Below are 25,952 nucleotides of genomic sequence, written 5' to 3'. Positions count from 1 at the left end.
CCGATCGGATATCAACCCGTTTCGGCTCCTTCGGTTTCTTCGGCGTCTCGCGCCGCCTGTCGCAAGGCCGGGCGCTACGGAGCAACCGTGCTGCCCGGATCGGGGCGGGGCAGGGTGACTCGGACGATAAAGCCGTTCTCGGGTCTGACGAAATCGATATCCCCGCCAAGACCACGAATGATGTCACGGCTGATCGAAAGCCCCAGGCCCGACCCGCCGGTTTCGCGGCTACGCGAGGTTTCGAGCCGTTCAAACGGCGTGAAGGCGCGTTCGACCTGATCGGGCGGGATCCCAATACCATTGTCATGGATGTCGACGATCACCGCATCGGGCGCTGCATCGAGTATAATCCGCACCGCGCCGCCATATTTGCAGCCATTGCCGATCAGATTGGAAAAGGCGCGCTTGAGGGCGATCGGGCGGCACGGCAAGTCGATGCGTTCGGGCCCCGAATAGCCGACATCCTCACCCATATCACCATAATCGTCGGCCAGGCTGATCAGCAATGCGGACACGTCCAGCGTCTCGATCGGTTCGCGCCGCGCCTCGGCCGCCATGAAGGCAAGTGCGTCGGCGACCATCGTCTCCATCTCGCCGACATTAAGCAGCAGCAGCTCGCGCTGTTCGCGGTCATCGACATATTCGGCCATCAGCCGGAGCCGGGTAAGTGGCGTGCGCAAGTCGTGCGAAATGGCGGCAAGCATTCCCATGCGTTCGTCGATGAAGCGTTTCAGCCGCAATTGCATGGTGTTGAAGGTGTCGGCGATCGCGACATATTCGGGCAGACGCATGCCTGTGATCAGGGTCGGCTCGTGATTGCGGCCCAGTTGCTCCGCCGCTGCGGCAAGCCGGCTGAGCGGGGCAACGATGCTGCGGGCAATCCAAATCGAAAACAGGATGATGATCAGCAGATAACCGAGCATGCCAAAGGCGTAGCGGAGATAATGGCGCCATGGCCCGCCCCGGCTGCGCTGTGTGACGGACAGCCATGTGCCATCGTCCAGTCGCACCGACATCAGCAGATCGCCAAGCACGCTGCTTTCATTGCTGGCCAGCGTTTCGGCGGTCAGCATCGCCGGGAGTTCCGGGATGATCCCCACGGTAGTGCGGGCGCTGCGTTCCACATTATCCTGGTCGAAGGTACTTGTTGCGACGCGGACGCGGTCGAGCGGAAGGCCTAGTTTATCCGCAATCGACTGGCGCAGTTGCCGGCCCAGTTCTGGGCCCTGACCATCATCGGGCGGCAGTGTGCGGCGCACCGTGAAGTCGAGATAGCGCGCTGCCGGAAGCCGGCCGAACTGAGCGGCGGGATCGGTGGTCGGCTGTCGTGCCGCCTTTGCGCCGTCTGCGACGGCGTCGATCAGCCAGGCACGCTGTACGAACAGAAAGGGCGGCGGCGGGATCATCGCGCGCAGTCCCTGATTGAGCAGATAGGCAGCGATCACCGTCAGCAGAATGGCCAGGCCGATGCGCGGCGCGAGGCGCAGCCGGGCGAGGTGTCGCCCCGGGTCAATCATCACCCGGCGCCCCGGCAGTGACGCGGGCGGTGAAGACATAGCCGCCGTTACGCACGGTCTTGATCAGCATCGGCTCCTGCGGATCTTCCTCGATCTTGCGGCGCAACCGGCTGATCTGCACGTCGATGCTGCGATCGATGTTGAGATTGCTGCGGCCATGGACGAGATCGAGCAGCTGATCGCGGCTCAGCACATGATGAGGGTGCTGGACCAGCGCAGTCAGAAGGTCGAACTCGCCGGTCGTCAGATCGACCCGCGCGCCGCGCGGAGAGACGAGCGAACGCCGGGCCAGGTCCAGCGTCCAGTCGTCAAAGCGATAGCGATGCTGGATCGCGGCTCCACTGTCGGCACGTTCGCGCATCATCGTCGCCCGACGTAGTGCGGCGCGGATCCGGGCGAGCAGTTCGCGCGGGTTGAACGGTTTGGGTACATAATCGTCCGCGCCCAGTTCCAGCCCGATGACACGGTCGGTTTCGGTGTCGCGCGCGGTGAGCAGGATGATCGGCACGGTGCTGCGCGCGCGCAGCCGCTGGCACAGGGTGAAGCCGTCATCGCCGGGCATCATCACATCGAGGACGACCACATCGAATTGATGGCCCCCGTACAATGCCTCCATTTCTCGCCCGTCCGCCGCCATGGTGACGCGCAGGCCATGGTCGCCGAGATAGCGAGCGAGCATGGTCCGGATCTGACGATCGTCATCCACGACGAGGATATGAGGTAAGCGTGCGGTCGCCATGATGTGCAGATAGCGCCCGTTTTCCGGCAAGTCTGCACCGGACACATACCGTAACAAATCGACACCCTCAGGTTATCGGCCCGCGACCGCCGCTCCCTAGAAGCAGCCCTGCAAACGATAGCTGCGGAGCATTTATGATCGAGTATTTCAACCCGGCCATCAGGCGCGGGATTTCACGCCAATCCGGCCTTGGGCGGTTTCTGCTGATCATGTTTTCGAGCATGGCGGTGACCGCGGCGATCCTCGCATCGTCACGCGCCCATGCCCAAAGTCAGGATCAGGTCGATGAGGGCGACTGGAACATCACAATCGGCGCGGGCGCGATCTACGCACCCGATTATGAAGGGTCGAACGACTTTCAGGCGCAGCCCTTCCCGTTCATCTCAGTCGCGTACAAGGACATCGCCTATATTCGCGGGCCCGAAATCGGCGTCAATGTTCTGCGCCTCCAATTGTCCGAAGACGCAAAGCTCAAATTCGGGCCGATCGCGCGCTATCGCCGCGACCGTCCGCAGGACCGCAATAAGGATCTTGCCGGGCTGGGCGATATCGGAACCTCGATCGAAGTCGGCGGTGCAGGTCGTATCGAGGTCGGCCGCGGCTGGGCGCAGCTCTCGGTCGCGAAGGATGTCGCGGGCGGACATGATGGTCTCGTCGCGCAGCTCGATGCGGGGGTCGATTTCGACCTGGCCGATCGACTGACCTTGTCGGCCAGCGGCACGACCAGCTGGGCGGACCGGAAATACATGACCAGCTTTTTCAGTGTGACCCCGACCCAGTCGGTGCGGAGCGGTTTGCCGGTGTTCAATGCCGACAAAGGCATGAAGGATGCGGGTGCTTCGCTCGCACTGACCTATCGGCTGACCGATCACTGGCTGGTGACGGCGACCGGCGGTTATACGCGGCTGCTCAGCGATGCCGGTCGTGCGCCGATCGTGAAGCTGCGCGGATCACCTGACCAATGGCAGGGCGGCCTCTTTGTCGCCTATCACTTCTGATCTCATCTCGGAGGCATGATGGCCATCTCCATTGGCTGTCATGTCTCCGGGATACTCAGCGTAGCTGTTTGACAAACAGGATCGTGGTCAGGTCGCTATTCCATTCCTCATCAGGATAGCGGCCAGCCTCGATGTAACCACAGGCTTCATAGAAAGCGCGGCTCGGCTCGTTGAAGGTATCGGTTTCCAGCCGAGCTTGGCCGATGCCGCTCTGCGCCATCCCCTTTTCGGCAAGATCCATAAGGTGCAAGCCAATGCCGTGACGGCGATAGGCCGATCCGACATGCAGGGCATGGATGAAATCATCCTGCCAATGCACCAGCCCCGCGACCTCGCCGTCCAATTCGGCCACCCGAAATTCATGCCCGTGCTGATCGACATAGGCGCCGCCCCGATCCTCATCGAGATAGGCGGCCGCGGCGGCAGGGGAGATGTTGGGGCGCCAGACGGACTCGAACGTGTCCTGCAGGATGACCTTCATCGCGTTGCTGTCGGTCGGTCGTGCGAGGCGCAGCGTAACCTTATGGCGTTCGTTCAAAATCCATCATCCAATTGGTGTCCCAGCTCTTTTCCCCGTCGAACGAATAGGCCTGTTCCCAATGCGCCGAACGGGGCGTGATGCGGCTCCAAGTATAGCGCACGCGCATTGCCTTGCCGTCAATCGTGCCGTCGGAATAGAAGGTGCCGACGCCCTTGTCGAAGCGACCCTTGACCGGCGGGTCGATCGGGCCGTGCGGTGCGCGGCCATCGACCCACCAGATCGCCCATAAGCCGGTTTTCTGGTCGAAGGCACGCAATGCGACGCCGCGCGTGACGCCCCCGGTCTTGTCGAACCGGTTATCCTCGACGTTCCCCGACCCGCCCATCACCGGACGCACACTGCTCGTGCCGTCGAATTCTATCCAGTCCCTGGTGGCAGGGCGCTTGACGCGGTGATGGACGCGCCATTCGCCGAACTGGAAATCGAAATCATGCGCGCCCGACGGTGCCGATGCTGCCGCCACCGGTGCGGAAGCCTGGCCGGATGCGAAGGCGGGCGCCGGTCCGCACAGTGCGACCATCATGACGATCGCCCGAGTGATGCCAGAGTCTCTCATGTGAATCCTTTCGACAGGATAGGTGGTAGCAGAAACCTAACGCGCTTTTACACTGAACGAGAGTCCGTCACGCTGTTGGGAACGGCGTGGCGGCGAGATGACATGCCCGGTCCTGTGTGATGGTTGAATCGCTACTGGCGGCAGTGCTGCGGGGATCAGCGTGCGCGTGGGTGAGGGCGAACGGCGGGAGATATGGGACACCGGAATGTGTCAGCCCCGCTTCCGCCGCGCGCTCGGTGGATTATAAATAAATATATTTATATCAAATATTTAATCAAGATTTGACCGCCGGCGGGTGCGCGGCTCTAGCCGCCCGTCATCAACCGTATCTCCACCACTGCCCCCTGTTTGGCCGGCAATATCGCAATCGTGCCGCCAGTGGCCGCGAGCAGCGAGCGGGCGATCGACAGGCCAAGGCCGGTGCCGCCGCTTTCGCGCCGCCCGGTGAAGAACGGTTCGAACACGCGTTCGGCATCGGCGGGCGGGATGCCGGGGCCGTCATCACGCACGACGATCACGATATCGTCACCTGCCCGGTCGATCGCGATCGATGCAATGCGCGCGCCGGCCTGGGCGCTGTTGGTGACGAGCGTGTCGAGGACGGTTTCAAGCACCTCGGGTGCAATGCGCGCGGATGCGTTGGTCAGATCGGTGGCGACGGACACCTGCATCGTACCGAAGCGCGCGGCGACGCGCCGGGCGACGGGGGTGATATCCGCGATCGCCGCGCTGTCGCCTTTCGCCATGTCGGCGCGGGCAAGGTCGAGCAGCCGATCGGTCAGACGCTGCAACCGTTCCGCATCGGCACTGGCATTGGCCATGAAGCGGCGGCGATCATCCGCATCCATCGTCGCCCAATGATCGTCAAGCAGTTCCAGTGCCCCGCGAATACCGGCGATCGGAGTCTTGAATTCATGACTCACCGCGGTCGCGAAATCGCGCAGATAGCGCGAGCGGAGCGCAATGCGGTCGGCCATGATGCGGAAATTGTCGAACAACTCCCGGATCTCGATCGCGGCAGTCGGCGGCGTTTCGGGAATTTCGGTCGATCCTTGCGCGACTGCCTGAGTGGCGCGGGTCAAGGTCGCAATCGGCCGGGCAATGCCGCGCGACAGCAGCGCCACCAGCACCAGCAGCGTGCCGAAGATCAGCACCACGCCGAGTGCGATCTTGCCGCGATCCTGATAGATGCCGAGCAGCAATCCGCGCGGACTGCGTGAGAGCATGACCACCCCGACGATATGCCCCTGCGCGATCACGGGGCGTGCATGGTGCACACGAATGGTCGCCGCGCGGCTGATCGTTTCCCAGAAAATGCCGTCGCGAAACTCCTGGCGCTGACGCAGCACCGTGCCGCTGCGCCCGGTCAGTGCGCGGCCGACCTCGGGCGCGCCGGCGTAGCTCTGGCCGAGATCTTGCCGGCCCAGTATGACGATGCCGTCGCGATCGAGCAGGCGCACGGCGGCGAGTGTCACGGCCGCGGAATCATCGGCGATCGACTGCATCTGTCGCGCCACCGCAATTGCATGCGGGTCGGCGCGATGCGCTGCGGGATTGGTCGTGCCGGGCGGCAATACGGTCATGGTGCGCAGGTCGATTTGCGGCGGTTCGGGCGCCAGAGGCTGAGCCTGAGGCTCTGGCTTGCCGTCATTCCAGGCGGATTTATAGGCAGCCGCCAGCACAGCGCCCTGGGCGATCAACTCGGCCTCGGTCTGCTGTACGATGGTGTTTTCATAGACGCGCAGGAACACCGCGCCGAAGCCCGGCAGAGCGGCTGTAAACAATAATGTACCAAACAGGATCGTGCGCAGCGGCAGCGCCGGCCAGTGGCGTTTGGCCCAATCCTTGAGCAGGCGGATCAGGCGCACGCGCCGATGCGATAGCCGATCCCGGCCCGGGTCTCGATCAGGTCGCTACATCCTGCCTGAATGAACTTCGCGCGCAGGTTGCGGACATGGCTGTCGATGGTGCGATCGGTCACCGCAAAGCCCGGACCGTGCAGCCGGTCGATGATTGCATCGCGTGAAAACACCCGGCTGGGCAATGAGGCAAGCAGCAGGAGCAACTGGAATTCGGTCGCGGTGGTCGCCACCGGTATACCGTCCCAGCGTACCTCCCATGCCTCGGGGTCGAGCGCAAGGCGGCGGTGAACGACGTGCCTGCTGGCGCCCGCCGCGCCGTTCGACCCATTCTGGCGTTTCAGGATCGCCCCGACCCGTGCGACGACTTCGCGCGGCGAAAAAGGCTTCACGACATAATCATCGCCGCCGACCTCGATCCCGACGATGCGGTCGATCTCGTCGTCGCGCGACGACAGGAACAGGATCGGCAGGTCGGCCTGTGGCAGGCTGGAGGCGCGCAACCGACGGCACAGGTCGAGCCCGTTCAGACGCGGCATGTTGATGTCGAGCACGATCAGATCGATCGGCAGATCCGGCGCATCGGTCGCGATGACGGTAAAGGCCGCCTCGCCGTCCGCTGCCTCCGTTACCCGCATGCCTGCCTTGGTCAGCGCAAAGCTGAGCAGATCGCGGATATGGGGGTCATCATCGACGACAAGGATATGGTGGGACATTGCGTGCACCGTGTCACTCCGGGGTGGCGGTCGTCAACGGCGCTTGCTCGACGGTGAGCGACGCGGTCCAGGGGCCCGTCGACCGGCCGAGCAGCGCCGCCCAATACCAGGACGAAACATCGGGCCAGGCTTCTTCGGCCTGCGTGCCGCGCACCTGTTCGCAGGCCAGCAGCGCGCGACCGTCACGCGTCGCGGTGAAGCAAGCCGCAGGCTTGCCATCGGGGGCGATGCGCATCGCGGCCGGCTCAACCGAATAGCCGATTGCGCGAAAGCAATCGCTGGCCGGATGAAGTCTCCGCGTCGCGGCGGAGAGACGGCGCAGCACGATCTGGCGGCGCCCATCGCTGAAGCGCGCTATCTGTCCGGGAAAGTCACCGGCCAGGGCTTTATCCGTGGCGGTGGCGGGAATGCGGTTGATCGGGCGTCCTTCGAAATGGGTTGGCCAGGGGGCAGTGTTGAGCGGCGAGGGCGATCCGGTTGTCGGAAACAGGGGCAAAGCGGCGGCGACAAGAGCGAGCAGGACGGCCAGCCCCATTGTCGCTGATCCCCAAAGATGTCGGGAATGGCGAGGCCCGAGGCGATCGATGTTCATGCCGATTTTTCCACCTGTGGTGCGACCGTCGCCACGAGTGCGGCGGCCGCCATGATGAAGGCCGCGATCCCCACCGCTTCATGTGTGAACGGCCCGTTCAATCGGGGCACGAAACCGTTCTCGACATAAAACAGGCTTGCCGCGCGGAGCGCGTTGGCCGCAACGGTCAGCACGATCGCCAGGCCAATGGCGCGCGCATAGCGTGACGGTGTGAACCGCGCGGCCAGCGCGATCGCGCTGACCAGCAACAGCGCCGCCCAGAGCATCTTCACCCCGGCACAGGCGGCATCGAACAACAGCCGGTCGCCGTTCCAGTCGAGCGCGACACCGTCCACCCCGACATTGATCCCGCCCAGGCGAAGCAGGCCCGCGGTGAGCATCGCCGAGACGAGCCGCAATGGATAGGCGAGGAAGAATTCGAGGCTCGGCAATACCGGCAGTGCGAGCAGGCCAAGCCCGAACGCCGGGGCGACCGGGAAATCGCCGCCCGCCGCCTGGCGCAGGATCAGTACCAGGCCCGCGACGGCGATGCTCATCCGGATCAACGGCGGTGCGGTCAGCGCGGCGAGACCATAGCCAGCGAAGATGGTGCATAACAGCATTGGCGGCACGGCACCGGCCTTACCGTCGCGGAGCTTGCGTGCCATCGGCCAGGCGAGCGCCGCCGCGACCATAGCGAGCGGAAGCCAGGTCAGTCCGTCCCCTAGCCGCCCGGCAAGCAGTCGTCCGGCATCCCAGAAGGCCAGCGCGGCCAGTGCCAGAGCGAGCACCGGATGCATCAGGCAAGCGCCAGTGCAGACGGTGAGCCGAGCCGGCGATGGCGACGCCATAGCCAGACAAGCAACGCCGCGATGATGGCCAGTAACGCCCATTCATGCGGCTCGGGAATGGTCGGAACGGCGTCCGGATCGGGGACGGCCAGCCCGTTCTCCTTATAGTTGGCGTCGGTTTCCAGCACCACCGCGCCGCTGATCGGGGTGACGACATTGGCCTGCCGTGCAAGCAGGATCGCGGCCTTGCGCGGCGCTTTCTTGCCATTCAGAACCCTGGTCGCCTCGCCGGCGGCCCAGAGCCGCGCGATATGGATCGATCCCGGGATCGCCGTGCCCGGCGCTTCGGCGGTTCGCGTCACCTGCCACGCGGTACCGCTTTGCGTGATATCCTCGATCAAGTCGTGCAGGTCGCGCGCCGGATCGGCCGTCGGCGATACGAAGCGCGCGGTTTCGAACCAGGGCTGGCCTTGCTCGGTGATGGCGGCACCCGCAGTCGCCTGATAGCGCACCAATCTGGGCAAGGCGGTCGAACGTTCGAGCATCTGATCGAGCCGTGCGCTGGAACGGTCGAATCTCACCGGCTGCGGCCCGTGGATCCATAACAATATCGCGTTCGCGCCGGATGTTTCGGCGATCGCGTCGCTGACCGCCGGAATATTGTCCTGTCCGCCCGAGAAGGTGGCGGCGGACAATGTTTTTTGCACCAGGTCGCGCTGCGCCGAGCTCCAGGGTGCGAGCGCGACCGTTACCGGCTGCTCCGCGGCGATGCGCAGCGACACGGGCAAGCCGCGGGGCAGCGTATCCAGCGTGGCGGCCAGTGCGTCGGCCGCGCCCTTGTCGCCGACCGATCCATCAACGACGATCGCCAGCGCACCAGGGCGCGTTACAGCGACGCGGTCGATCCGCTGCGTGACGATGATGGCGGGCTGCTTGCCGGCAGCGGCTATTGTGCCGCTGCGCAGGCTCGGGCCTGTGATCGGCGTGATGCGCAACTGCGGTCGCGCACGCGCATAATCGGCCTCGGTGATCATGCCCGTCACGCCAGCCTTGCCCTCCAGGATAGAAGGCCTGAGTGCCGCAGTCGTGGCAATCGGCGTGTCCCCCTCGACCCACACATTGTGCGGCTGATCGGCGGCTATGTTGAAATTGCGCTCGACGATCGCCGGCAGCGACACGCTGCGCGATCCATCGCGGGCGATGGCCAGCGGCGCCGAGATGCCGATGCGGAATTGCATCGCGGCATTGGGTTCGATCGGGAAGGCCTGGACGAGCAGCCGTCCGGCCCCGTCGGTGGTCACCAGCAATGGGTCGCGGCTGCGCTGGACGACCGCAGCATAGGCGGCTCGCGTTTCGGCCCGCCCGCCGATGCTCGCCTCGCGCGGTTCACCATTGATCCATAAGGTGGCGCGCGACGCGACCGCGCCTTCGGGCAAGGCCATGGTCAGCCGCGCCTCACGCTGCCGGTCGCCACGGTTGGTGACGGTGCCGGTCCATTCGAAATAGGCAAGGCTGTCCGCGCCGCTGATCGATCCGTCGATCCGCGACCCGGTCAGCGCCAGATCGTTGATCCGTCCGCCGACCGACGTGCCGCCCTGGTCTTCATCCCAATCGAACATCCCGTTGCGACGTGCAGCCGCCGCGACAATGGTGGGATCGACCGCGTTGAAGGGTGTGCCGGTGACACGGTAATAGAGTTCGCGCGCGGCGGTGGACGAGGCCTGCGGCGCGCCGAAGCCGCCCGACTGCCAGCTGGAGGCAATGAAACTCAATATGCCTGGCGCCCGGCCGGTGTCGCCGCTGCCGAGCCGGAACAGGATGTCGCGATCGCCAATCATGCGCATTGTCGTTGCGGCGCGCTGCTGGCTGGCGACGTCGCCCTGCCACCAGCCGACCGCGAGATAGGTCGCAGTGGCGGGCACATCGACCGCGACAAGTGCGACCAGCCCGACCATGACACCGGCTGCGATGCGCCGGCCGCTATGGTCGATCCAGTCGGTCAGGAGATTGGTCAGCCGGATCGCAATGATCATTGATCCGAGCGGCGCGAAGGGCAACAGGCCGAAACCGAAGAAAATGATCGTCACCAGCGCGACCGGCAGCATCGGCAGGAACACCAGCGCATAGCCCGCCGCAATCCCGATCGCCGCGCCGCCCGCTATGATCAATACAGCCTTTGGCGCATCCTCGCGCCGCGCGGCGCGCCACAGGAAGAAATTGATCAGCGGAACGCTCATCACCAGCAGGACATGGGCGAGCGTCGGCATCGGATCGAAAAAGGCACCGGCGCACAGGCCAGTGGCCAGCTCAATCAGGATGACAAGTGCCGGGAAAATCGTGCCGATGATCAGTGCCGGCGTACCGGGCGGTGAACTGACGGGGGTGCGGTAGGACATGGCGACGCTCCTGACGGCTTTGGTCAAGACGCTGTGGCGGAGCGATATCGTCGTGTGTTCCGGACGGCGTGGACATGCCGGGGAATTGTCATGCAGAAGCTGTGCAGGCGGCGCGGGTCAGAAGAGAATTTTGGCCGACCGGCTATGGTCCAGGCTTCAATGGCTTCTGGCGAGCGCAATGCCGGCGAGATTCTGCGATCGCTTCACCTGCCGGATCTGCACCTTGCCCAGGGAGAGAGTGAGATCGCGGAACGCCCGCAAATGGTTCTGGAGGTCGGCACTTCGGCATTTCCACAGCCCGTTGGCCTGGTTCACGACCGTCGCGGAATCGCCGATCAGCACGAAGTCGGGCTTACCCAGCGACAGGGCGATCCGAACCGCCTCGATCAGCGCCAGCCACTCGGCGTCGTTGCTCGTACCGTATCCAACATCGCGCGAGATATACGCCTGCCCGCGGGCCACGACGGCGATCTCGATTGCGCCGGGATTGGGCCGACAGCCGCCATCGAAGTAGATTTTGAGCCTGTGCGATCTGATGCGGGCGATATCTGCTGTTGCTTGGGGCAATCCGATCAACCTTCGGGATAAGGCCGCCCGGCCAGCAGCGGGGCTTGCGCCTCCGCTGTTTTGCCGTGTGTCGCAAGGTCGTGGATCATGCGCTCCAACTTGAACGGTAATGATACAAAGGTGCCGTGCGCCAGTGCCGCATAGGCGTGTCGTGCATCCGCTGTGTCAAAAAAAGGGCGGCTCCTTGCGGAACCGCCCCTTTAGATCATTGCGACCGGCGTTGCTCAGAATTTGAACGTCGCGCCGGCGCGGAACTGGCGGCCGAGCAGGCCTTGATAATGCCAGCTGGTCAGGAAATTCGGTGCGCTGGCATAAGCGGCGGGAGCAAGCGGCGCCCGCGCGGCAAGCAGGTTCTTCACGTTGAAAAAGAGTGTGAAGTCGTCCGCCACCCGGAACGTCGTGTTGAGATCGACGGTGATGAAGCTGTTGATGTAGCAGAACGGATCGCCGTTCGACAGGGCAGGCTTGTACAGATTGACAGCGCACTTTGTCGACAGCTTGCCCTGGTCGGTCGACACTTCCTTGATCCGGCCGACATAAAAGGCCGTCGCCGACACCGAGAAGTCATTGATGTCCAGCGTGTTCTGCCAGTTGCCGCGCGTGCGAGGCGTGCCGTTACCCGACGACAGATCATATGGGCCCAAGGTGCCGGCATAACGCTGCAGACCGTCGGAGCCGAGCAGGTCGTACTGGATCACATGCGTGGCTTCGAGCCGGCTGGTGAACTTCACGCCGTCCGACAGCGGGATCGTCGCAGTGGCGGAGAAATCGATGCCCGACACCTTCGAATAGGCAGCGTTCACATAAGGCACGTTGATGATGAGCACGCGCGGCAGCGCGTTCTGGAAGAGCGGATCGACACCATCGACCGTGTTGACCGAATAACCCGGGCCGACCGCGGCAACCGCGGCCTGTGCCGCGGCGAGGTTCGCCGCACCGAAATAGGCGTCGACCGCATTGCCGATCGACGGGCCGGCGACGATCAGATCGGATTTCTTGACGTTATAATAATCGACCGTGAAGCTGAGCCATTTGACCGGCTGGAAGATCGCGCCGAGGGTGAAGCTGCGCGATTTTTCCGGCTTGAGATCGGGGTTGCCCGTCACGCCGCGACCCAGTGAATAGGCCAGATTGTACGGGTTGCCGCCCCCGGTGCAGCCGGTGCCCGAAACGACGCCGCCATGTGCCAGCTGGAACGGGCAGGGCGGTGTCGTCGTCACGAAGCCGGCATATTGCGAACGCGGACCGGATTCAGCGAAGGTCGGCGCGCGGAAACCCTTGGAGAAGGTGCCGCGGATTGCGAGCTGCGGGATCGGGGTGAACTTCACGCCAACCTTTGGCGAGAAGCGGCTGAAGCCTTCCGAATAATGATCGTAACGACCCGAGGCGTTGATATCGAGCACGTCGAGAACGGGCGCATCGATTTCGAAATAGCCTGCCGCAACGGTGTGCTGGCCAAACGCCGAAGCGGTGGTCAGGCCGTAGGTGTCGAGCGCGGCGTTCTGATTGTTGTTCTCGAGCTTTTCACGACGAATCTGACCGCCGATCGCGATCTGCAGCGGACCGCCGGGCAGGTCGAACAGCTTTTTCGACACCGAGGCGTCGACCGAATACATTTCGGAGTAGGACGGCGTCGTCTTGTTCGGCGCCAGCGCGTCGCGCACCGCCTGGCTGTTCGCCGACGGGTTGACGAAATTATACGCGCCGGTGTTGATCGCGGTACGCAGTGCCGCGATGTTGATCAGGCCGCGCTGCGTGATCGACAGATTGTCGCGCGCATAAACGCCCTCGATACGCCAATCAAAATCGCCGCCGAAATTGCCGTTCAGGCCACCGGTGAAACGATACACTTCATTGGTGCGGTCGCTGCCCGCCGGGATATCGCCGAACAGATAGTAGATGCGTGCCGCGCCATTATTCGGGTCTGCGGCAAATGCGGCGGCGTAAGGGTTGTTGGGGTTCAAGGTGCGATCGGTTGCGGTGCTGCAATTGACCCCGGTCGAGCAGATATACACCGGCAACACGATGCCCGGGTTGCTCGACGCGACCACGGGGGCCGCACCAAAGGGCTGGCTCTGGCGGATCGCCGAGGGCTGCCCGTTGATGCTGACATAGCTGCGGCTGTAGCTGCCGGTCAGATAGCCTTCGATCGAATCGCTCAGCCGGACGCTGATGCGGCCATTGACCGAGTATTTCTCCTGCAGCGGTTGCAACTGGCGATACATATCAACCAGATTGTAGCGGCAACCGACGCCCTGTGAGCCGCCGGTGGACACAGTGTATGTGCCGCCAGTGCAATTGTTGAGGCCGAGTGCCTGATATTGATTGGTGATCGGCGCGCCGATCTGGCCCGATAGCGGGTTGTTGAGATCGCTCTGGTTAACGCGCGTGACATAGGCGGTCGGTACGTTGACGGTCAGCGATTGATCGGCGGTGTTGTTGTCGATACCGCCGATGCCGAGCAGGTCCTGCGTGTTGTAGGGGAAGCCACGGCTGCTTGCGCTGACACGACCGTCGCGCTGATATTCGCCGTTGACGTAGACGTTGAAGCCCTTGTCGTCATAGTCGCCATAGCCGAGCGTCAGATTGGCGCGCTGGTGGCCGGCATCGCCCCGGTCGGTCACGCCGCCCTCGACCAGGCCGTCAATACCGGTGATGTGCTTCTTGATGATCAAATTGACCACGCCGCCGATCGCGTCCGCGCCGTAGGTCGACGAAGCACCATCCTTCAGCACTTCGATCCGCTCGATCAGGCTGAACGGAATCGAGTTGAGGTCGACATAGGCGTTATGGCCGTCATCGTTGATCGGGAAGTTCGTCGAGCGCAGACCGTCGACCAGCACGAGCGTCGAGGAGACGCCGAGGCCGCGCAGCGACACGGCGGAGCCGCCGGCGCTGAAGCCGTTCTGGAAACCGGTGCCGATCGAACCCGCGCTATCGGCGGAGATCGAGCGGATCGCGTCCGACGCGGTGGTGATGCCGGCCTTGGCCAGACTGTCCGCGGTCAGGATGGTGACGGGCGAAGGCGTTTCGGTGTCGGTGCGGCGGAACAGCGAGCCGGTGACCACGATGTCATCCTGAGTATCCTCGGCGGCCGGCGTCTGCACATCGGCAGGTGCCGCCTGTGTTTCGCTCTGTGCAAAAGCCGGGCTGCTCAAGCCGACCAGCATGGCGAGCGGCGCGGCGCTGGCGCAAAGGCGCACGGCATGAAAACGAAATGTGGATCGCATTGTTAAGCCCCCGTTCAAAATAGCCAAATGCTCGCATCTGGACCAGATTGGACGGCGTTGGGGTGACATCCGGGCTTTGTAAATCCGGAATGGTCCTTTTCGGATCTTTTTTTCCACGGCCTGTTACAATTGAGCAACAGAACTGCAATCTTCTGCCGTCGATTCAAACTCTGCCCCGCTGCCGCTAGCGCGTCGTGTATGACCATCAGCATCACCATCTGTAACCTGGCGCTTGGCGAGCTCCGTGCGCCGCCCATAGTCGACATCGATGAGCACAGCATCGAGGCGCGAGAATGCGCGCGCTATTATCCGCAATGCCTGACCGTGCTGCTCGAGCGGCATGAGTGGAGCTTTGCCACGAAGGTCGCGGCGCTCGCCGCGCTGACGCTCAACCCGCGGTCCGGCGAATGGGCTTACGCCTATGGCCTGCCCGCCGACCTTGCCACCGCCAAACGGCTCGTGCCGCCGGTGGGGGCGATGGCGCTGGGCGGAAGCCAGCCGTTCATCGTCGAGGCAGGTATCCTGTTTGCGCAGGTGGCCGGTGCCGTGCTCGAATATTCCACCAACATTATCGCCGATGCGGCGATGCCGGCGATGTTCGTCGATGCGCTCGCCTTCGCGCTGGCCGCGCGGCTTGCCGTGCCGGTGCGTGACAGCCGCGAGGCCAGGGGACAATTGCTGCAACAGGCTGAAGTCGCCGCGCAGCGTGCGATCGCCGACGACCGCAACCGCCAGCCGCAGCATGACATGCCGTTCACCGATGAAGTGACAGCCGCGCGATTGGTGGGCGTGTGATGGCGATGCGCACTGCCAGCCCAATTTCAGCAAGGGCGAGATCAGCGAAGACCTGCTCGCGCGGGTCGATGTCGCCGCCTATCAGGTCGGACTGCGCCGCGCGCGCAATGTCACGATCCTCAAATATGGCGGGGTCACCAAGCGACCGGGTACCAGACTGGTCGCACAGGTCTATGCCGACACCAGCGAGGCGCGCTTCACGGGGAGCATCATCGGCAACGTGCTGACCGTGGCGGCCGATGGCGATGTCGCGTCCGGTGGTCTTGCCGTTGGCCAGACGATCGGCGGGACGGGCATTGCCACCGGGACGATCATCACCGGCTATGGCACCGGGAACGGCAAGGGCGGCACCTATATCGTCAGCCCGGCCCAGACTCCGGCGGTCGCGCCGACCAGCATTTTCGCGACCATGCCCGCCGCCGTGCGGCTGTTCCCGTTCCAATTCTCGCTGACGCAGACCTACGCGCTGGAAATGGGCCAGGGCTATATGCGCCCCGCCGCGAATGGCGGACTGGTGATCGAGGAGAAGCTCACCATCAAGGCTATCACGCTCGGCACGACGACGATGGTCGAGGCCGATTATCACAGCTATGCGATCGGCGATCAGGTCTATTTCTCCGGCATCGAAAGTACGACCGAGCTGAATGGCCGCGTTGCGCGCGTGCTGAGCGTCGGCACCCATAGCTTCACCATCGATGTCGATTCGACCGGTTTCACGCCGTTCGTCCTGAATACCGACACGGGCGGCACGACGCGCGTTTCGCCACCTGCGCCACCCCCGCCGCCGCCGGCCGTGCCGCCGCCATCACCACCACCACCGCCGCCCAATGTCGGCGGCGGCGGCGGTTTTGGCGGACACTGTGTCACCGCCGATACGATGATCCTGATGGCCGATGGCCGTGAGAAGGAAGCGCATCTGATCCATGTCGGCGACCAGGTGCGCACCCGCCATGCACGGACGCTGGAATGGGGCGTTCATCCGGTGACGGCGATCTCGTTCCATACCGAGCCGGTTTGGCGTGCCGAGGGCCATCCGCGCGCCACCGCCGGACATCGTTTCTGGCACGACCGCTGGGTGCGGATGGACGAGATCGGCGAGTTCGATGGCGACGCGCTGGTCGCGCGCATCACGGTCGCCGATGCGCAGACCTATGTCTCCGCCGGTGTGCTGTCGCATAACCTCAAGCTGGAAAATTCATACCAATGAGTGTCGCGCGCATTTATCGCACCGGGTCGCCCTATAATGGCAACGAATTGGCTGAAATCGATTTCGAGCAATCGGCGGATACGATGTATCTGGCGCATCTCGACCATGCGCCAACCAAATTGGTGCGCGCCAGGCACGACGACTGGACCTTCTCGACCATTGCCTTCACGCCGACATTGCCGGCGCCGACCGGCCTGTCGGTCACACCGGTGACGGGCAATTCTGTGACCAGCGGCGATGGCTATTTTGCGCAGCCGGCGACCTATGTCGTTACCGCGGTTAACGATGTCTCGGGCGTGGAGAGCCGTCCCTCGCTATCGGTCGGGACGAGCAACGACCTGACGCTGAAGCGTAATTACAATTCGCTCAGCTGGGGCGTCGCCGCGGGGGCATCGCGCTACCGCGTGTTCAAGGCCGATAATACGCAGGAATATGGCTATATCGGCACGACCTCGTCGCTGGGCTTTACCGACGATAATATTGGGCCGGACTATTCCGACGGGCCACCGGTCAGGCAGAACCCGTTCGAGCTGAAGGGCGACTGGCCCTCCACCGTGACCTTTATCGACCAGCGGCTGTTATGGGGCCGGACCAGCAACCACCCCAACGCGGTCTATGGATCGCGGTCGGGCAGTTTCGAGAATATGGACATCTCGCGGCCATTAAAGGCTTCCGACGCGCTGTCTTTTGCGCTGGTCGCGGGGCGGGTCAATGCAGTCAACCAGCTGGTGTCGATGAACAGCCTGCTCGCGCTGACATCGGATTCGATCTTCAAGATCGAGGGCGGGCAGAGCGGCTATATCAGTGCGACCGATTTTGTCGTGCGGCGTCAGAATGGGCGCGGGTCGTCGCGCCTGTCGCCGCTGGTGGTGGACAGCGTCTGCTTCTACCAGACCAGTGTCGGCAATGGCGTGCGCACGCTCGGCTATCAGTTCCAAACCGACTCGATCGATTCCAATGACGTGACGATCTTCTCGCCGCATCTGTTCGGCGGCTTCGACATCAAGGCCTGGGCCTATGCGCAGGAACCGCGATCGATCGTCTGGGCGGTGCGCAATGACGGGAAATTGCTCTGCTTCACCTGGGAGCAGGAGCAGCAGGTGTGGGGCTGGACCTTGTGCGAAACCGACGGGCTGGTCGAAAGCGTCTGCGTGGTCTCGGAAGGGGCCGAGGACAGGCTCTATCTGACCGTCCGGCGCAACGGCAAATTGCTGATCGAGCGGATGGCGGCGACGCGCTGGGGCGAGGTCGAGGATTGCTGCTTTCTCGATAGTGCCGTCACCTATCAGTTCGAGGAGCCGGCCATGGTGCTGCGCAATCTCGATCACCTTGAGGGCAAGGTCATTTCGGCGCTGGCCGACGGCCATGTCGTGTCGGGTCTGGTGGTGACCGGCGGCGTGGTGACGCTGCCGTTCAAGGCGATCCGGGTGACGGCGGGCTTGCCCTATTCGGCGACGATCGAGACCTTGCCGCTCGCGGTGCAGGGGCAAAGCGGCTGGACCGTCGCCAAGGTGCAGAGCCAGGCCAGGGCAGTGATCCGCGTGATCGACAGCCGCGGGCTGAAGGCGGGGCCGACCGACGCCACGCTTGAGCCGTTGCGCGGACGGACGCGCGAGAGACCGGGGCAGCCCAATGCGCTGCAGACCGGATTGCTCGAAACCTATTTGCGGCCCGAGCTCAATGGCGGCGCGAGGGTGGTGGTGCGGTCGGACGATCCGCTGCCGATGACGGTCAGCGCGATCTACCTTGATCCCAGCGTTTCGGAATGAGTTCGCTCGATACTTCGCCTGGTTGCGGCGGCGGCGGGGCGCATCATCCGGGCATCGAATTCCGCCCCTCTTCGCCGGCTCATATCGGTCCGATCGCGCATCGCATGCGCGATGATGACCGGATCGAATGTGCGGCCCTCGGCCACAGTCCGAAACAGGCATTGCGTGAGGGCATCATGACCTCCTCATTCTGCCTGACCGCATTCGTCAATGGCCGGGCGGAGGCGATGTTCGGGCTGGTCGTGACCAACGCGTTATGTGGGGAGGGGCGGCCCTGGATGCTCGGTTCGGACATGATCTATCGTCGGCCGCGCGCCATGCTGTGCATCGCGCCGCGTATCATCACGACAATGCTCGATTCAACCCCGCGGCTGTCCAACCTAGTTGCATGCGGGAACAGCCGCGCGATCCGATTTCTGACACGCATGGGCTTCGCCTTTGCCGAGGAGATCATCGTGCACGCCGGGACAGAATTTCTCACTTTTGAACTGGAGCAATATCGATGTGCGACCCCGTCAGCCTGACCATCGCCGCGACCGCCGCCGCCGTCGGCGGCAGGGTCGTATCCGGCATCGGCCAGGCGCAGCAATATCGCTATCAGGCGCAGATTGCCGATCAGAACAACCGCCTGGCCAATGAACAGGCGAGGGATTCGATCGAGAACACCAATCTCGAGGCACGGGCGCGCTATCGCGAGCTGGCGCGGATCAAGGGCGCGCAGGAAGCGGCATTGGCGGCGAACGGCGTCGACCTGAATTTCGGCAGCGCGGCCGATATCCAGAAGGACACCGCGATGACCGGCGCGGAGGACATCGCCCAGATCTACAAGGGCGGCAATCAGCGCACGCGCGGTTTCGATATCAGCGCGTTCAATGCCCGCTCCGATGCGGCCGCCAATCGCGCAAAGGCAAGCGGCGCATTGATCAATGCCGGGTTCGACGCGCTCGGCACGGCGCTGGGCGGTGCGTCGCAAGCGGTCGAGACGGGCATGCGCGTGAAGAAACTCAAAACTCCTCCCGCGCCATAGCCTAATTATAAGCCGCCCGATTCAAGATGCCGACAGACCCGCTTAGTCAGCGGATATGCCAACAGTCCCAATCGAGCAGAACCGCGTCGGCCTTGCCGGCGTTACCGATGAAAAACTTCGCCCCGGCGATTATGGCGGCAGCGGCCTGCAGGCGGCCGGTGCCGGCATGGCGACGCTCGGCAAGGCGCTGGACGGCGTTGCCGAAGATCAGCTGAAGCGAGAGCAGCAGCGCCGGCGCGATAACGCCGCGGCGGAGGATGCCGCGCTAAAACAGAGCTACAACGCCTATGATGCGAGGGCGCGTGCCTTGCTGCGCGACGGCGACGCCTCATTCTACGCGCAAACCGGGCAGGTCGCGGTCGAGGCCGCTGAGGGGATCAGCGCAACACTGCGCCAGATTCCCGGCGAAATCGGCAAGACGCTGCAGCCGCCTATCCGCGCGCTGTTCGATGCGGTGGTCGGCCAGCGCGTCGATCAGGACATCGCCGGGGTTCAGGATCACGCCGATGCGGAGAAACGCGTCTGGCAGGGGAAGCAAGCCGAACAGTTGATGGCGGCGAGCGCGCGCAATGCGCTCGACCATATCGGCACGCCGCTGTTCGTCGATCATGTCGCGACCGGCCTGAAGGCGCTCGATAACCGCGCGGCGGTCCAGGGATGGAGCCCGGCAGCCAAACGAGCCGCCGAACAAACTTATGTCTCCGACATCCACAAACGGGCGATCGACGGGCTGACCGTCGGCGACGCGATCGCGGCCGAACATTATTACGCTCTCCACACGCCGGAAATGACCGCGCGCGACCGCGCAGAAGTCGAGGACAGCCTGCGCGCGCCGGTGCTCGAACGCCGCGGCGCCGCTGTGGTCGACGCTTATGGCGCGTCGCTTCCCCGGGCGGATACGGGTCTCGCTGCATCCTATGCACCGCGTCGTACCGACCTGCCGGCGTTACGCGAACATATCGAGCAACAGGATCTGCCCGATGATATAAAGGCGGCGGCGCTGGCCGATGCCGATGCCCGGGCCGCGCGTACCGAGCGCGGGATCGAACAGGACCAGCGCGCCGCGCGCGACGCGGCATTCGCGCTGACCGATGATCTCGGCGAGGACTTCACTTCGGTCACGCAGCTTCCGCCCGCGATGCGCCGCGCACTCGACTCCGAAACGCTGGACGCGCTGACGCGTCGCGCCGGGGCGAATCTGGGGTCGGAGCCGGTCGCAGCGACGGGCGAGACGGCTCACCGCCTCGTGGCGCTGTCCGCGACCGACCGGCGGGCGTTCGTCAACACTGACCTGCGACCCTATCGCGACCTGGTAACGCCGGACGAATATGCGGCGCTGATCGGCGCGCAGCGGGGCTGGCAGGCTTCGCCGCCGGCCCTGTCAGCGGTGATGGGGCAGCGGACCTGGGAGGCGATCGGGCACAAATCGACCGAACTGGGCTTTGGTCCGGTCGGACGAGAAACGGGCGTGCGACTCGATAATGCGGTATATTTCCGCCGCTCCGGTGAGGACGACGGTTTTCAGGCCTATAACGTCGCCAGCGCTGGCCACACGCAGTCTGGCTATAAAAAGGAAGACTATCGGACACCGACCGAGTCCCGTGCATGGCTGAGCGAGATAAAATCGCCGGAAGGAAAAGAAATTCCGTACCCGGATGGCCGCCCCGGAGATGAGGGTCTCACGCTCGAGGGGCGGCGGAAGGTCAGAGAAGATGTCGGATATTTCTACTCGCTTCCCGAAGTGAAGGCCTTTTTGGACGTCCTTTCGCACACGGAGGGCACTGAGAAGGATGGATACAAAACAACCCATTTCCCATTGGGGCCGGCGGATAATCTGACAACATTCCCGAAGAGCAAAGTCCCATCGGGTCGTTATCAAATCGAATATAGAAGATGGAAAAATCACGGCGGAGAATGGTTTTCCCGAACGGATTTTGAACCGGTGACGCAGGATATTATTGCAATCACAGCCCTCCGTCAGGGAAAGGTGATTTCCGCATTGCTTTCCGGTGATTTGAGCGAGGCTTTTTCTCGAGCGGCCAGAATATTTGCGTCGATACCGGTGAGCGCAACTGCTGATCACAGCGGATTTGTCAAAGGCAGATGGAAGCCCGACAATGACGACCCCAGGAAAGGCGACGACGGCCGTCAACCGACCCCGGTACGTTTCAAGGATTTGCCGGCATTGTTCGCCACGCGCCTGAATGCTCGCCGAAAAGAATTTGCGGAAGCAAAGCGAGCCTGGGAGACGGATCGCGTGCTGCCCACATCTTTCATCTCGCCCTTCCAATGGCGCTCATTCGGGATCAAAGGCTTCTGATAATCCGTTGGACATATAAGGAACATTTTGCCATCCTCGCTGACATCGTAACCATCGTTATGAAGATTAATGTCTTGGGGAGGGTCGGATGCGTCTGTCTCGGGGTAGGGTCTGGCTGATACTGGCGATGACGCTGCTGATCGCAGGGTGCCGGAATATCGAATCCTCGTCGCGCGCTGATATCGGCGGGCTGAACAAGCCTCTTGCTGTTGTACTTGCGGAATTCGCCAAATGGGGTGGATGCATCATGCGAACCCCGCCCAATGTTCTTGGCATAAGCTGCAATTTGCAGGGCGACGGGTTCGAGAGACTCGAGCTGAAGGACAAGGAAGGGAAGGCTTTTGCCGGGCAGCCCTATTCGGTGCAGCTTTTCCTGAGAACCAGCGATGAAGACGAAGGAAAGGTAAGCCCCTCACGCAGGGCCGATATCGTCAGATTTGTCGAATATTTCAGGCCGGACTGGCCTGAGGCCTCGCCATGGCTCACGGCCGCAATCGACAAGGTCAATCGGGGAAAGCTGGGCGATTGCCCTGAATTCATTCGGGTGCGGGGCGTGGCTGTCATGATACAGAAGGATATGGGGCGGGGCCCGGGGGAGTGGGCAGCGATCACGATTACCAAAGCATCCAATAATAAACACCTGACGACGTTTGACGTTTTTGCGCGGTGTAATCTGTGCGGGTATAATAAATTTTGGTGCCTGATGAATTGATCTGCGAATGACATATCTGGCACATCGCGGTGCGCGCGCCACGGCGAAGTAGCCACGCGTCCCCTTCACCTTTACCGGCTCATAATAGACGACCCAGTCGCCGATACAGGCTTGCTCCCGGCCAAGATACTGCGCCGGGAACTGATACCGTTCGGCGGGGCAGTCGTCATAGATGGAATCGGTGCGATGCAGGAAGACGCCGAGCGACATTGAGCGGGTTCCGCCCGGGACGAAGGATAACGGGATAGCGAACCCGGCCAGTCGCGGAATCTTTTCGGTCCGAACTTCGAAAACTGCGTCCAATATGGCCGCAGCGTCAGATCGCGGCGGACTCGGCGGACGGGCTCCGCTATAGGTTCGGACGGGTATCGCGGAACAGCCGCGATGCGGGACGCGTACGGAGCCAACCGTGCGGGCCGCATCGCCGCGTGGAGCAAGCCGGGGGCGTGAGTGGCCATCATCACCGAGGAATTGGTCAGGGGCATTTTGCTCGACGGGCGCGGTGGGCCGCGGCTGCTCAATGAAAGCCCCGTCCAGATCGATGTGTGGGCGCGCTTCGCCGCGGCCGACTCCCCTTCGATCGACCTGTTGCTGACGCCGATGGAGGCGACCCCGGCGGCACGGTTGGCGCAGACATTGTACCGCGCGCTGATCGAGCTGGAGGCGGCCGAGCCGCGGCATATCGCGCCGCTGGAGGGAGCAGTCGCGGCGCGGGTCAGCCTGGACGATTTCATCGGGCAGATATTGCCGCTCACCGGGCTGGATATGGCCGCGCGGTTCGAGGAACTGGTGACGCTGGTGCGGGCGACGCGGGCGCGGGACGCCGGCGCCGAGCGGCCCGCCGATACTGTCCCGACGGCGGGCGATCTGTTCCGCTATGCCGCAGTCGATCGCGATACCTGGTCCCCCGATTTGCGCGCGACGCTGATGGTCACCCTATTGCGGATCGCACGGCGGCTCAACGAGCAGGACGAGCGCTATCGCGGTGTCGTTCTGGAAGCGCCGCTGATGCAATATGAGGCGGACCTGGACCGGATCAGGCTCGACCCCGAGCTGTTCCGCGGGCGCCCAGGGCGTGCCGGCGAAATCCTGGTGTGGCGCGTGGCGCTGAACCGCACGGTCTACCCGATGGGCGTGTCGGTCGAGACGATCAAGGCCGATGCGGCGCAGCGCGTGTTTGACGTGGATTGCCGGTCGCTGACCTGGGCAGTGATCGATTCCGGGATCGATGCGGCGCACCCGGCCTTTCGCGACCATGATGCGGGCAATTTCGCGACGCGCGTCGACAAGGCTTTTGATTTCAGCAGCTTGCGCGAGCTCGCCTCGTTCGATTCGCTGCTCGGGCCGAGACAGCTCGACGCCAAGGCCGCCGAGATCGCGGCCAAGCTGATGGTGAGCGACATTGAGGCGCGGGCGTGGCTGGACGAATTGCGCGCCGATGCGCAGGCCGGGCGGCCCTATGACTGGGAAAGGCTGTCGAAGCTGCTCGAAGTGCCCGTCGGCAACCTTGTCCCGGTCGGCGCGGGCCAGCCCAACGGGCACGGCACGCATGTCGCGGGCGTGCTGGCGGGCGACTGGCGCGAGGACGACAAGAGCGTCTATCGCGGGGTGTGCCACAATATCCGGCTGTACGATTTGGGTGTGCTCGGTACGGCCGGCCGCGACACCGAATTCGGGGTGATCGCCGCGCTGGAATTCGTGCGCTGGCTCAACCGCCGCAACCGCTTCATCACCGTGCACGGCGCCAATTTGTCGATCGGCCTGGTCCACGATATGGCCAATTTCGCTTGCGGCCGCACCCCGGTGTGCATGGCGTGCGAGGCGACCGTCGCGGCGGGCGTGACGGTGGTGGCGGCGGCCGGCAATTGGGGCGCGCAGACCTATCGCACTGCCAAGGGCGATTATTCCGGCTATGCTCAGGCGTCGATCGCCGACCCGGGCAATGCCGCGTCAGTGATCACGGTCGGCGCGACACACCGCGAGCGGCCGCACGAATATGGCGTGAGCTTCTTCTCCTCGCGCGGGCCGACCGGCGACGGACGGATCAAGCCCGATGTGGTCGCCCCGGGCGAGCGGATCGATGGGCCGCTGCCCAATCTCGGCTTCGGGCGGCTCGACGGGACGAGCATGGCGGCGCCGCATGTGTCGGGCGTCGCCGCACTGCTGATGGCGCGCCATCCCGAGATGGTCGGCGACCCGGGGCGGGTGAAATCGGTGATTGTCGGTACTGCCACCGATCTGGGGCGCGAGCGCTATTTCCAGGGCGCGGGCCTAGTCGATGCGCTGCGTGCGTTGCAGTCGGTGTGACGGTGGCGCAGGACTCGATTGCACGAACCAATGAGATGCTGCGGCGCGCACGCAAGGGAATCCGGCCGCGTGTTGGACCGGTCAGGGGGACTAAAGGGATGGAATTCGAAGCATTGCAGGCCCGTTACGGCGATTGCCTGTTTATCACCCTGCCGGGACTGGGGCCGGTACCGGGGCCGGGACAGGACCGGCCGATCCGGCTGCTGATCGATGGCGGGCCGGCGGGGGTTTACCGCACCGCGCTCGAACGCCGGCTGATCACCGAAGCGACGAAATTTCCGCAGGAAAAGCCGGTCAACATCGACGCGGTGATGGTCAGCCATGTCGATGAGGACCATATCCTCGGCATCGTCGATCTGTTCGGCAAGATCCGGGATGCCGACCAGGGCAAGACGCCGCGGCCGTGCCAGCCGAAATGGCTGCTGCACAACAGCCTGGACGGCTTGATCGGCGAAGGCGAAGGCGGCACCGCTCGGGCGCTGTCCGGGCCGACCGTGCTGGCCAGCCTGGATGCGGCGCTGATCGCGGCTGTGCCTGGCGGCACGGCGGGCGACGACCCGGACGGCGCGATGAAGAGCCAGACCGCGCGGCTGGTGCTGCAAAGCTATGGCCAGGCCAGCACGCTCGCCACGCTCGCTGCGGCGATCCAGGTCAGCCGCAACCCGCCCGACCAGCGCACCATCATGTTCGATCCGGCGCAGCCGCGCGTACTGCAACTGGGCGACGCGACGCTGACCGTGGTCGGCCCGTTGCAGCGCGATGTCGACGCGCTGCGCCGCGAATGGAGCAAATGGAAGGCGAAGCAGAAGGACACGGCCAGCCTGGCCGCGACGCTCGACACCGCCGTGCCCAATTTGTCGAGCATCGTCGTGCTGCTGCAATGGCAGGGGAAGAAGGTGCTGCTGACCGGCGATGCGCGGGGCGACTATATCCTTGACGGGCTGGAGGGTGCGGGGCTGATGCCGCAGCAGGGTCCGCTCAAGATCGATATTCTGAAATTGCCGCATCACGGGTCAATCCGGAACACCCCGCGCGATTTCTTCGCGAAGATCCATGCCGATCATTATGTCGCGTCTGGCGACGGCACCTATGGCAACCCCGACCGCGCGACGCTCGAGCTGCTCGAGGCAGTGCGGCCGGACGGCGGCTATACCGTCCACCTCACCTATGACGCAGGCTCGTGCGACGAGGTCCACAAGAGTTGGGCGGCCGGGCGTAAGAATATCCCGCCCTATGACCCCGACCGGGATTCGATTGCGCCGGTGATCGAGCGGTGGCGCAGCGAGGGGAAGATCAAGGTCGAGGAAGGCCCGGTGCGGATCAGTTTGTAGGCG

21 protein-coding genes are annotated in these 25,952 nt (G+C 63.9%); 10 read left to right on the top strand and 11 right to left on the bottom strand.

The window, feature by feature from the left end; translation table 11 throughout:
• Nucleotides 1-74: 74 nt before the first annotated feature.
• Nucleotides 75-1,517: a sensor histidine kinase gene (locus ACRECS_RS06370; protein ID WP_431582123.1), complete on the bottom strand. Its 1,443-nt coding sequence runs from the start codon at nucleotides 1,515-1,517 to the stop codon at nucleotides 75-77.
• A complete protein-coding gene (locus tag ACRECS_RS06365) occupies nucleotides 1,510-2,256 on the bottom strand; it encodes a response regulator (protein ID WP_431582219.1) in 747 nt (248 codons plus the stop codon). The genes ACRECS_RS06370 and ACRECS_RS06365 overlap by 8 nt, the downstream gene beginning before the upstream one ends.
• 134 nt (nucleotides 2,257-2,390) lie before the next feature.
• Between ACRECS_RS06365 and ACRECS_RS06360 the strand changes: the two genes are divergently transcribed.
• Nucleotides 2,391-3,254: a MipA/OmpV family protein gene (locus ACRECS_RS06360; RefSeq protein ID WP_431582122.1), complete on the top strand. Its 864-nt coding sequence runs from the start codon at nucleotides 2,391-2,393 to the stop codon at nucleotides 3,252-3,254.
• A gap of 55 nt (nucleotides 3,255-3,309) precedes the next feature.
• On the opposite strand, the gene ACRECS_RS06355 is transcribed toward ACRECS_RS06360, so the two are convergent.
• From ACRECS_RS06355 to ACRECS_RS06315, 9 genes are all read right to left on the bottom strand, one after another.
• Nucleotides 3,310-3,792, bottom strand: a complete 483-nt coding sequence (locus ACRECS_RS06355; RefSeq protein ID WP_431582121.1) for an N-acetyltransferase family protein — start codon at nucleotides 3,790-3,792, stop codon at nucleotides 3,310-3,312.
• Entirely contained in the window at nucleotides 3,776-4,351 is a 576-nt protein-coding gene (locus ACRECS_RS06350; RefSeq protein ID WP_431582120.1) for a DUF1579 domain-containing protein, read from the bottom strand. Before ACRECS_RS06350 ends, ACRECS_RS06355 begins: the two co-directional genes overlap by 17 nt.
• Nucleotides 4,352-4,656: 305 nt before the next feature.
• Nucleotides 4,657-6,219, bottom strand: a complete 1,563-nt coding sequence (locus tag ACRECS_RS06345) for a HAMP domain-containing sensor histidine kinase (RefSeq protein WP_431582119.1) — start codon at nucleotides 6,217-6,219, stop codon at nucleotides 4,657-4,659.
• A complete protein-coding gene (locus ACRECS_RS06340; RefSeq protein ID WP_431582218.1) occupies nucleotides 6,210-6,926 on the bottom strand; it encodes a response regulator transcription factor in 717 nt (238 codons plus the stop codon). The genes ACRECS_RS06345 and ACRECS_RS06340 overlap by 10 nt, the downstream gene beginning before the upstream one ends.
• Before the next feature lie 13 nt (nucleotides 6,927-6,939).
• Nucleotides 6,940-7,461 carry a hypothetical protein gene (locus ACRECS_RS06335; protein ID WP_431582118.1) on the bottom strand — a complete coding sequence of 174 codons (522 nt, stop codon included), beginning with the start codon at nucleotides 7,459-7,461 and terminating at the stop codon, nucleotides 6,940-6,942.
• Nucleotides 7,462-7,514: 53 nt separating this feature from the next.
• Nucleotides 7,515-8,297 (bottom strand): archaeosortase/exosortase family protein, encoded by a 783-nt coding sequence (locus ACRECS_RS06330; protein WP_431582117.1) that lies wholly within the window; start codon nucleotides 8,295-8,297, stop codon nucleotides 7,515-7,517.
• On the bottom strand, nucleotides 8,297-10,684 hold the full coding sequence (locus tag ACRECS_RS06325; protein WP_431582116.1) for a VIT domain-containing protein: 2,388 nt from the start codon (nucleotides 10,682-10,684) through the stop codon (nucleotides 8,297-8,299). Before ACRECS_RS06325 ends, ACRECS_RS06330 begins: the two co-directional genes overlap by 1 nt.
• Nucleotides 10,685-10,840: 156 nt before the next feature.
• Entirely contained in the window at nucleotides 10,841-11,260 is a 420-nt protein-coding gene (locus tag ACRECS_RS06320) for a reverse transcriptase-like protein (protein WP_431582115.1), read from the bottom strand.
• Nucleotides 11,261-11,475: 215 nt separating this feature from the next.
• Nucleotides 11,476-14,481, bottom strand: coding sequence for a TonB-dependent receptor plug domain-containing protein (locus ACRECS_RS06315; RefSeq protein ID WP_431582114.1), 3,006 nt, complete (start codon nucleotides 14,479-14,481; stop codon nucleotides 11,476-11,478).
• Nucleotides 14,482-14,679: 198 nt separating this feature from the next.
• Here ACRECS_RS06315 and ACRECS_RS06310 point away from each other — a divergent pair, with 198 nt between their 5' ends.
• The 9 genes from ACRECS_RS06310 to ACRECS_RS06270 all read left to right on the top strand — a co-directional run bounded on the left by ACRECS_RS06310 (nucleotide 14,680) and on the right by ACRECS_RS06270 (nucleotide 25,949).
• The gene (locus ACRECS_RS06310; RefSeq protein WP_431582113.1) at nucleotides 14,680-15,276 is read left to right on the top strand and encodes a hypothetical protein; all 597 of its coding nucleotides are present in this window, start codon (nucleotides 14,680-14,682) and stop codon (nucleotides 15,274-15,276) included.
• 220 nt (nucleotides 15,277-15,496) lie between these two features.
• On the top strand, nucleotides 15,497-16,483 hold the full coding sequence (locus tag ACRECS_RS06305; RefSeq protein WP_431582112.1) for a ubiquitin-activating E1 FCCH domain-containing protein: 987 nt from the start codon (nucleotides 15,497-15,499) through the stop codon (nucleotides 16,481-16,483).
• Nucleotides 16,480-18,252 (top strand): hypothetical protein, encoded by a 1,773-nt coding sequence (locus tag ACRECS_RS06300; protein ID WP_431582111.1) that lies wholly within the window; start codon nucleotides 16,480-16,482, stop codon nucleotides 18,250-18,252. The genes ACRECS_RS06305 and ACRECS_RS06300 overlap by 4 nt, the downstream gene beginning before the upstream one ends.
• A complete protein-coding gene (locus tag ACRECS_RS06295; RefSeq protein ID WP_431582110.1) occupies nucleotides 18,249-18,776 on the top strand; it encodes a hypothetical protein in 528 nt (175 codons plus the stop codon). Before ACRECS_RS06300 ends, ACRECS_RS06295 begins: the two co-directional genes overlap by 4 nt.
• On the top strand, nucleotides 18,755-19,279 hold the full coding sequence (locus ACRECS_RS06290) for a hypothetical protein (RefSeq protein ID WP_431582109.1): 525 nt from the start codon (nucleotides 18,755-18,757) through the stop codon (nucleotides 19,277-19,279). The genes ACRECS_RS06295 and ACRECS_RS06290 overlap by 22 nt, the downstream gene beginning before the upstream one ends.
• Nucleotides 19,280-19,586: 307 nt before the next feature.
• The gene (locus tag ACRECS_RS06285) at nucleotides 19,587-21,599 is read left to right on the top strand and encodes a hypothetical protein (RefSeq protein WP_431582108.1); all 2,013 of its coding nucleotides are present in this window, start codon (nucleotides 19,587-19,589) and stop codon (nucleotides 21,597-21,599) included.
• Nucleotides 21,600-21,726: 127 nt separating this feature from the next.
• Nucleotides 21,727-22,311, top strand: a complete 585-nt coding sequence (locus tag ACRECS_RS06280; protein WP_431582107.1) for a hypothetical protein — start codon at nucleotides 21,727-21,729, stop codon at nucleotides 22,309-22,311.
• A gap of 450 nt (nucleotides 22,312-22,761) precedes the next feature.
• Entirely contained in the window at nucleotides 22,762-24,618 is a 1,857-nt protein-coding gene (locus tag ACRECS_RS06275) for a S8 family serine peptidase (protein ID WP_431582106.1), read from the top strand.
• Between the two features lie 98 nt (nucleotides 24,619-24,716).
• Nucleotides 24,717-25,949 (top strand): hypothetical protein, encoded by a 1,233-nt coding sequence (locus ACRECS_RS06270; RefSeq protein ID WP_431582105.1) that lies wholly within the window; start codon nucleotides 24,717-24,719, stop codon nucleotides 25,947-25,949.
• Nucleotides 25,950-25,952 lie beyond the last annotated feature (3 nt).

Source organism: Sphingomonas sp. (genome assembly GCF_050725575.1).
GTDB lineage: Bacteria > Pseudomonadota > Alphaproteobacteria > Sphingomonadales > Sphingomonadaceae > Sphingomonas.
The sequence above is the reverse complement of the archived record's forward strand: the minus strand, read 5'-3'. Positions and strand labels throughout refer to the sequence as shown.

Bases quoted from the DNA above. Each gene is read 5' to 3' on its own strand.
- ACRECS_RS06280 (WP_431582107.1), top strand. From the start codon at position 21,727: ATGACGCTGCTGATCGCAGGGTGCCGGAATATCGAATCCTCGTCGCGC.
- ACRECS_RS06290 (WP_431582109.1), top strand. From the start codon at position 18,755: ATGTGCGACCCCGTCAGCCTGACCATCGCCGCGACCGCCGCCGCCGTC.
- ACRECS_RS06295 (WP_431582110.1), top strand. From the start codon at position 18,249: ATGAGTTCGCTCGATACTTCGCCTGGTTGCGGCGGCGGCGGGGCGCAT.
- ACRECS_RS06350 (WP_431582120.1), bottom strand. From the start codon at position 4,351: ATGAGAGACTCTGGCATCACTCGGGCGATCGTCATGATGGTCGCACTG.
- ACRECS_RS06370 (WP_431582123.1), bottom strand. From the start codon at position 1,517: ATGATTGACCCGGGGCGACACCTCGCCCGGCTGCGCCTCGCGCCGCGC.
- ACRECS_RS06270 (WP_431582105.1), top strand. From the start codon at position 24,717: ATGGAATTCGAAGCATTGCAGGCCCGTTACGGCGATTGCCTGTTTATC.
- ACRECS_RS06300 (WP_431582111.1), top strand. From the start codon at position 16,480: ATGAGTGTCGCGCGCATTTATCGCACCGGGTCGCCCTATAATGGCAAC.
- ACRECS_RS06360 (WP_431582122.1), top strand. From the start codon at position 2,391: ATGATCGAGTATTTCAACCCGGCCATCAGGCGCGGGATTTCACGCCAA.
- ACRECS_RS06365 (WP_431582219.1), bottom strand. From the start codon at position 2,256: ATGGCGACCGCACGCTTACCTCATATCCTCGTCGTGGATGACGATCGT.
- ACRECS_RS06310 (WP_431582113.1), top strand. From the start codon at position 14,680: ATGACCATCAGCATCACCATCTGTAACCTGGCGCTTGGCGAGCTCCGT.
- ACRECS_RS06340 (WP_431582218.1), bottom strand. From the start codon at position 6,926: ATGTCCCACCATATCCTTGTCGTCGATGATGACCCCCATATCCGCGAT.
- ACRECS_RS06330 (WP_431582117.1), bottom strand. From the start codon at position 8,297: ATGCATCCGGTGCTCGCTCTGGCACTGGCCGCGCTGGCCTTCTGGGAT.
- ACRECS_RS06325 (WP_431582116.1), bottom strand. From the start codon at position 10,684: ATGTCCTACCGCACCCCCGTCAGTTCACCGCCCGGTACGCCGGCACTG.
- ACRECS_RS06315 (WP_431582114.1), bottom strand. From the start codon at position 14,481: ATGCGATCCACATTTCGTTTTCATGCCGTGCGCCTTTGCGCCAGCGCC.
- ACRECS_RS06335 (WP_431582118.1), bottom strand. From the start codon at position 7,461: ATGGGGCTGGCCGTCCTGCTCGCTCTTGTCGCCGCCGCTTTGCCCCTG.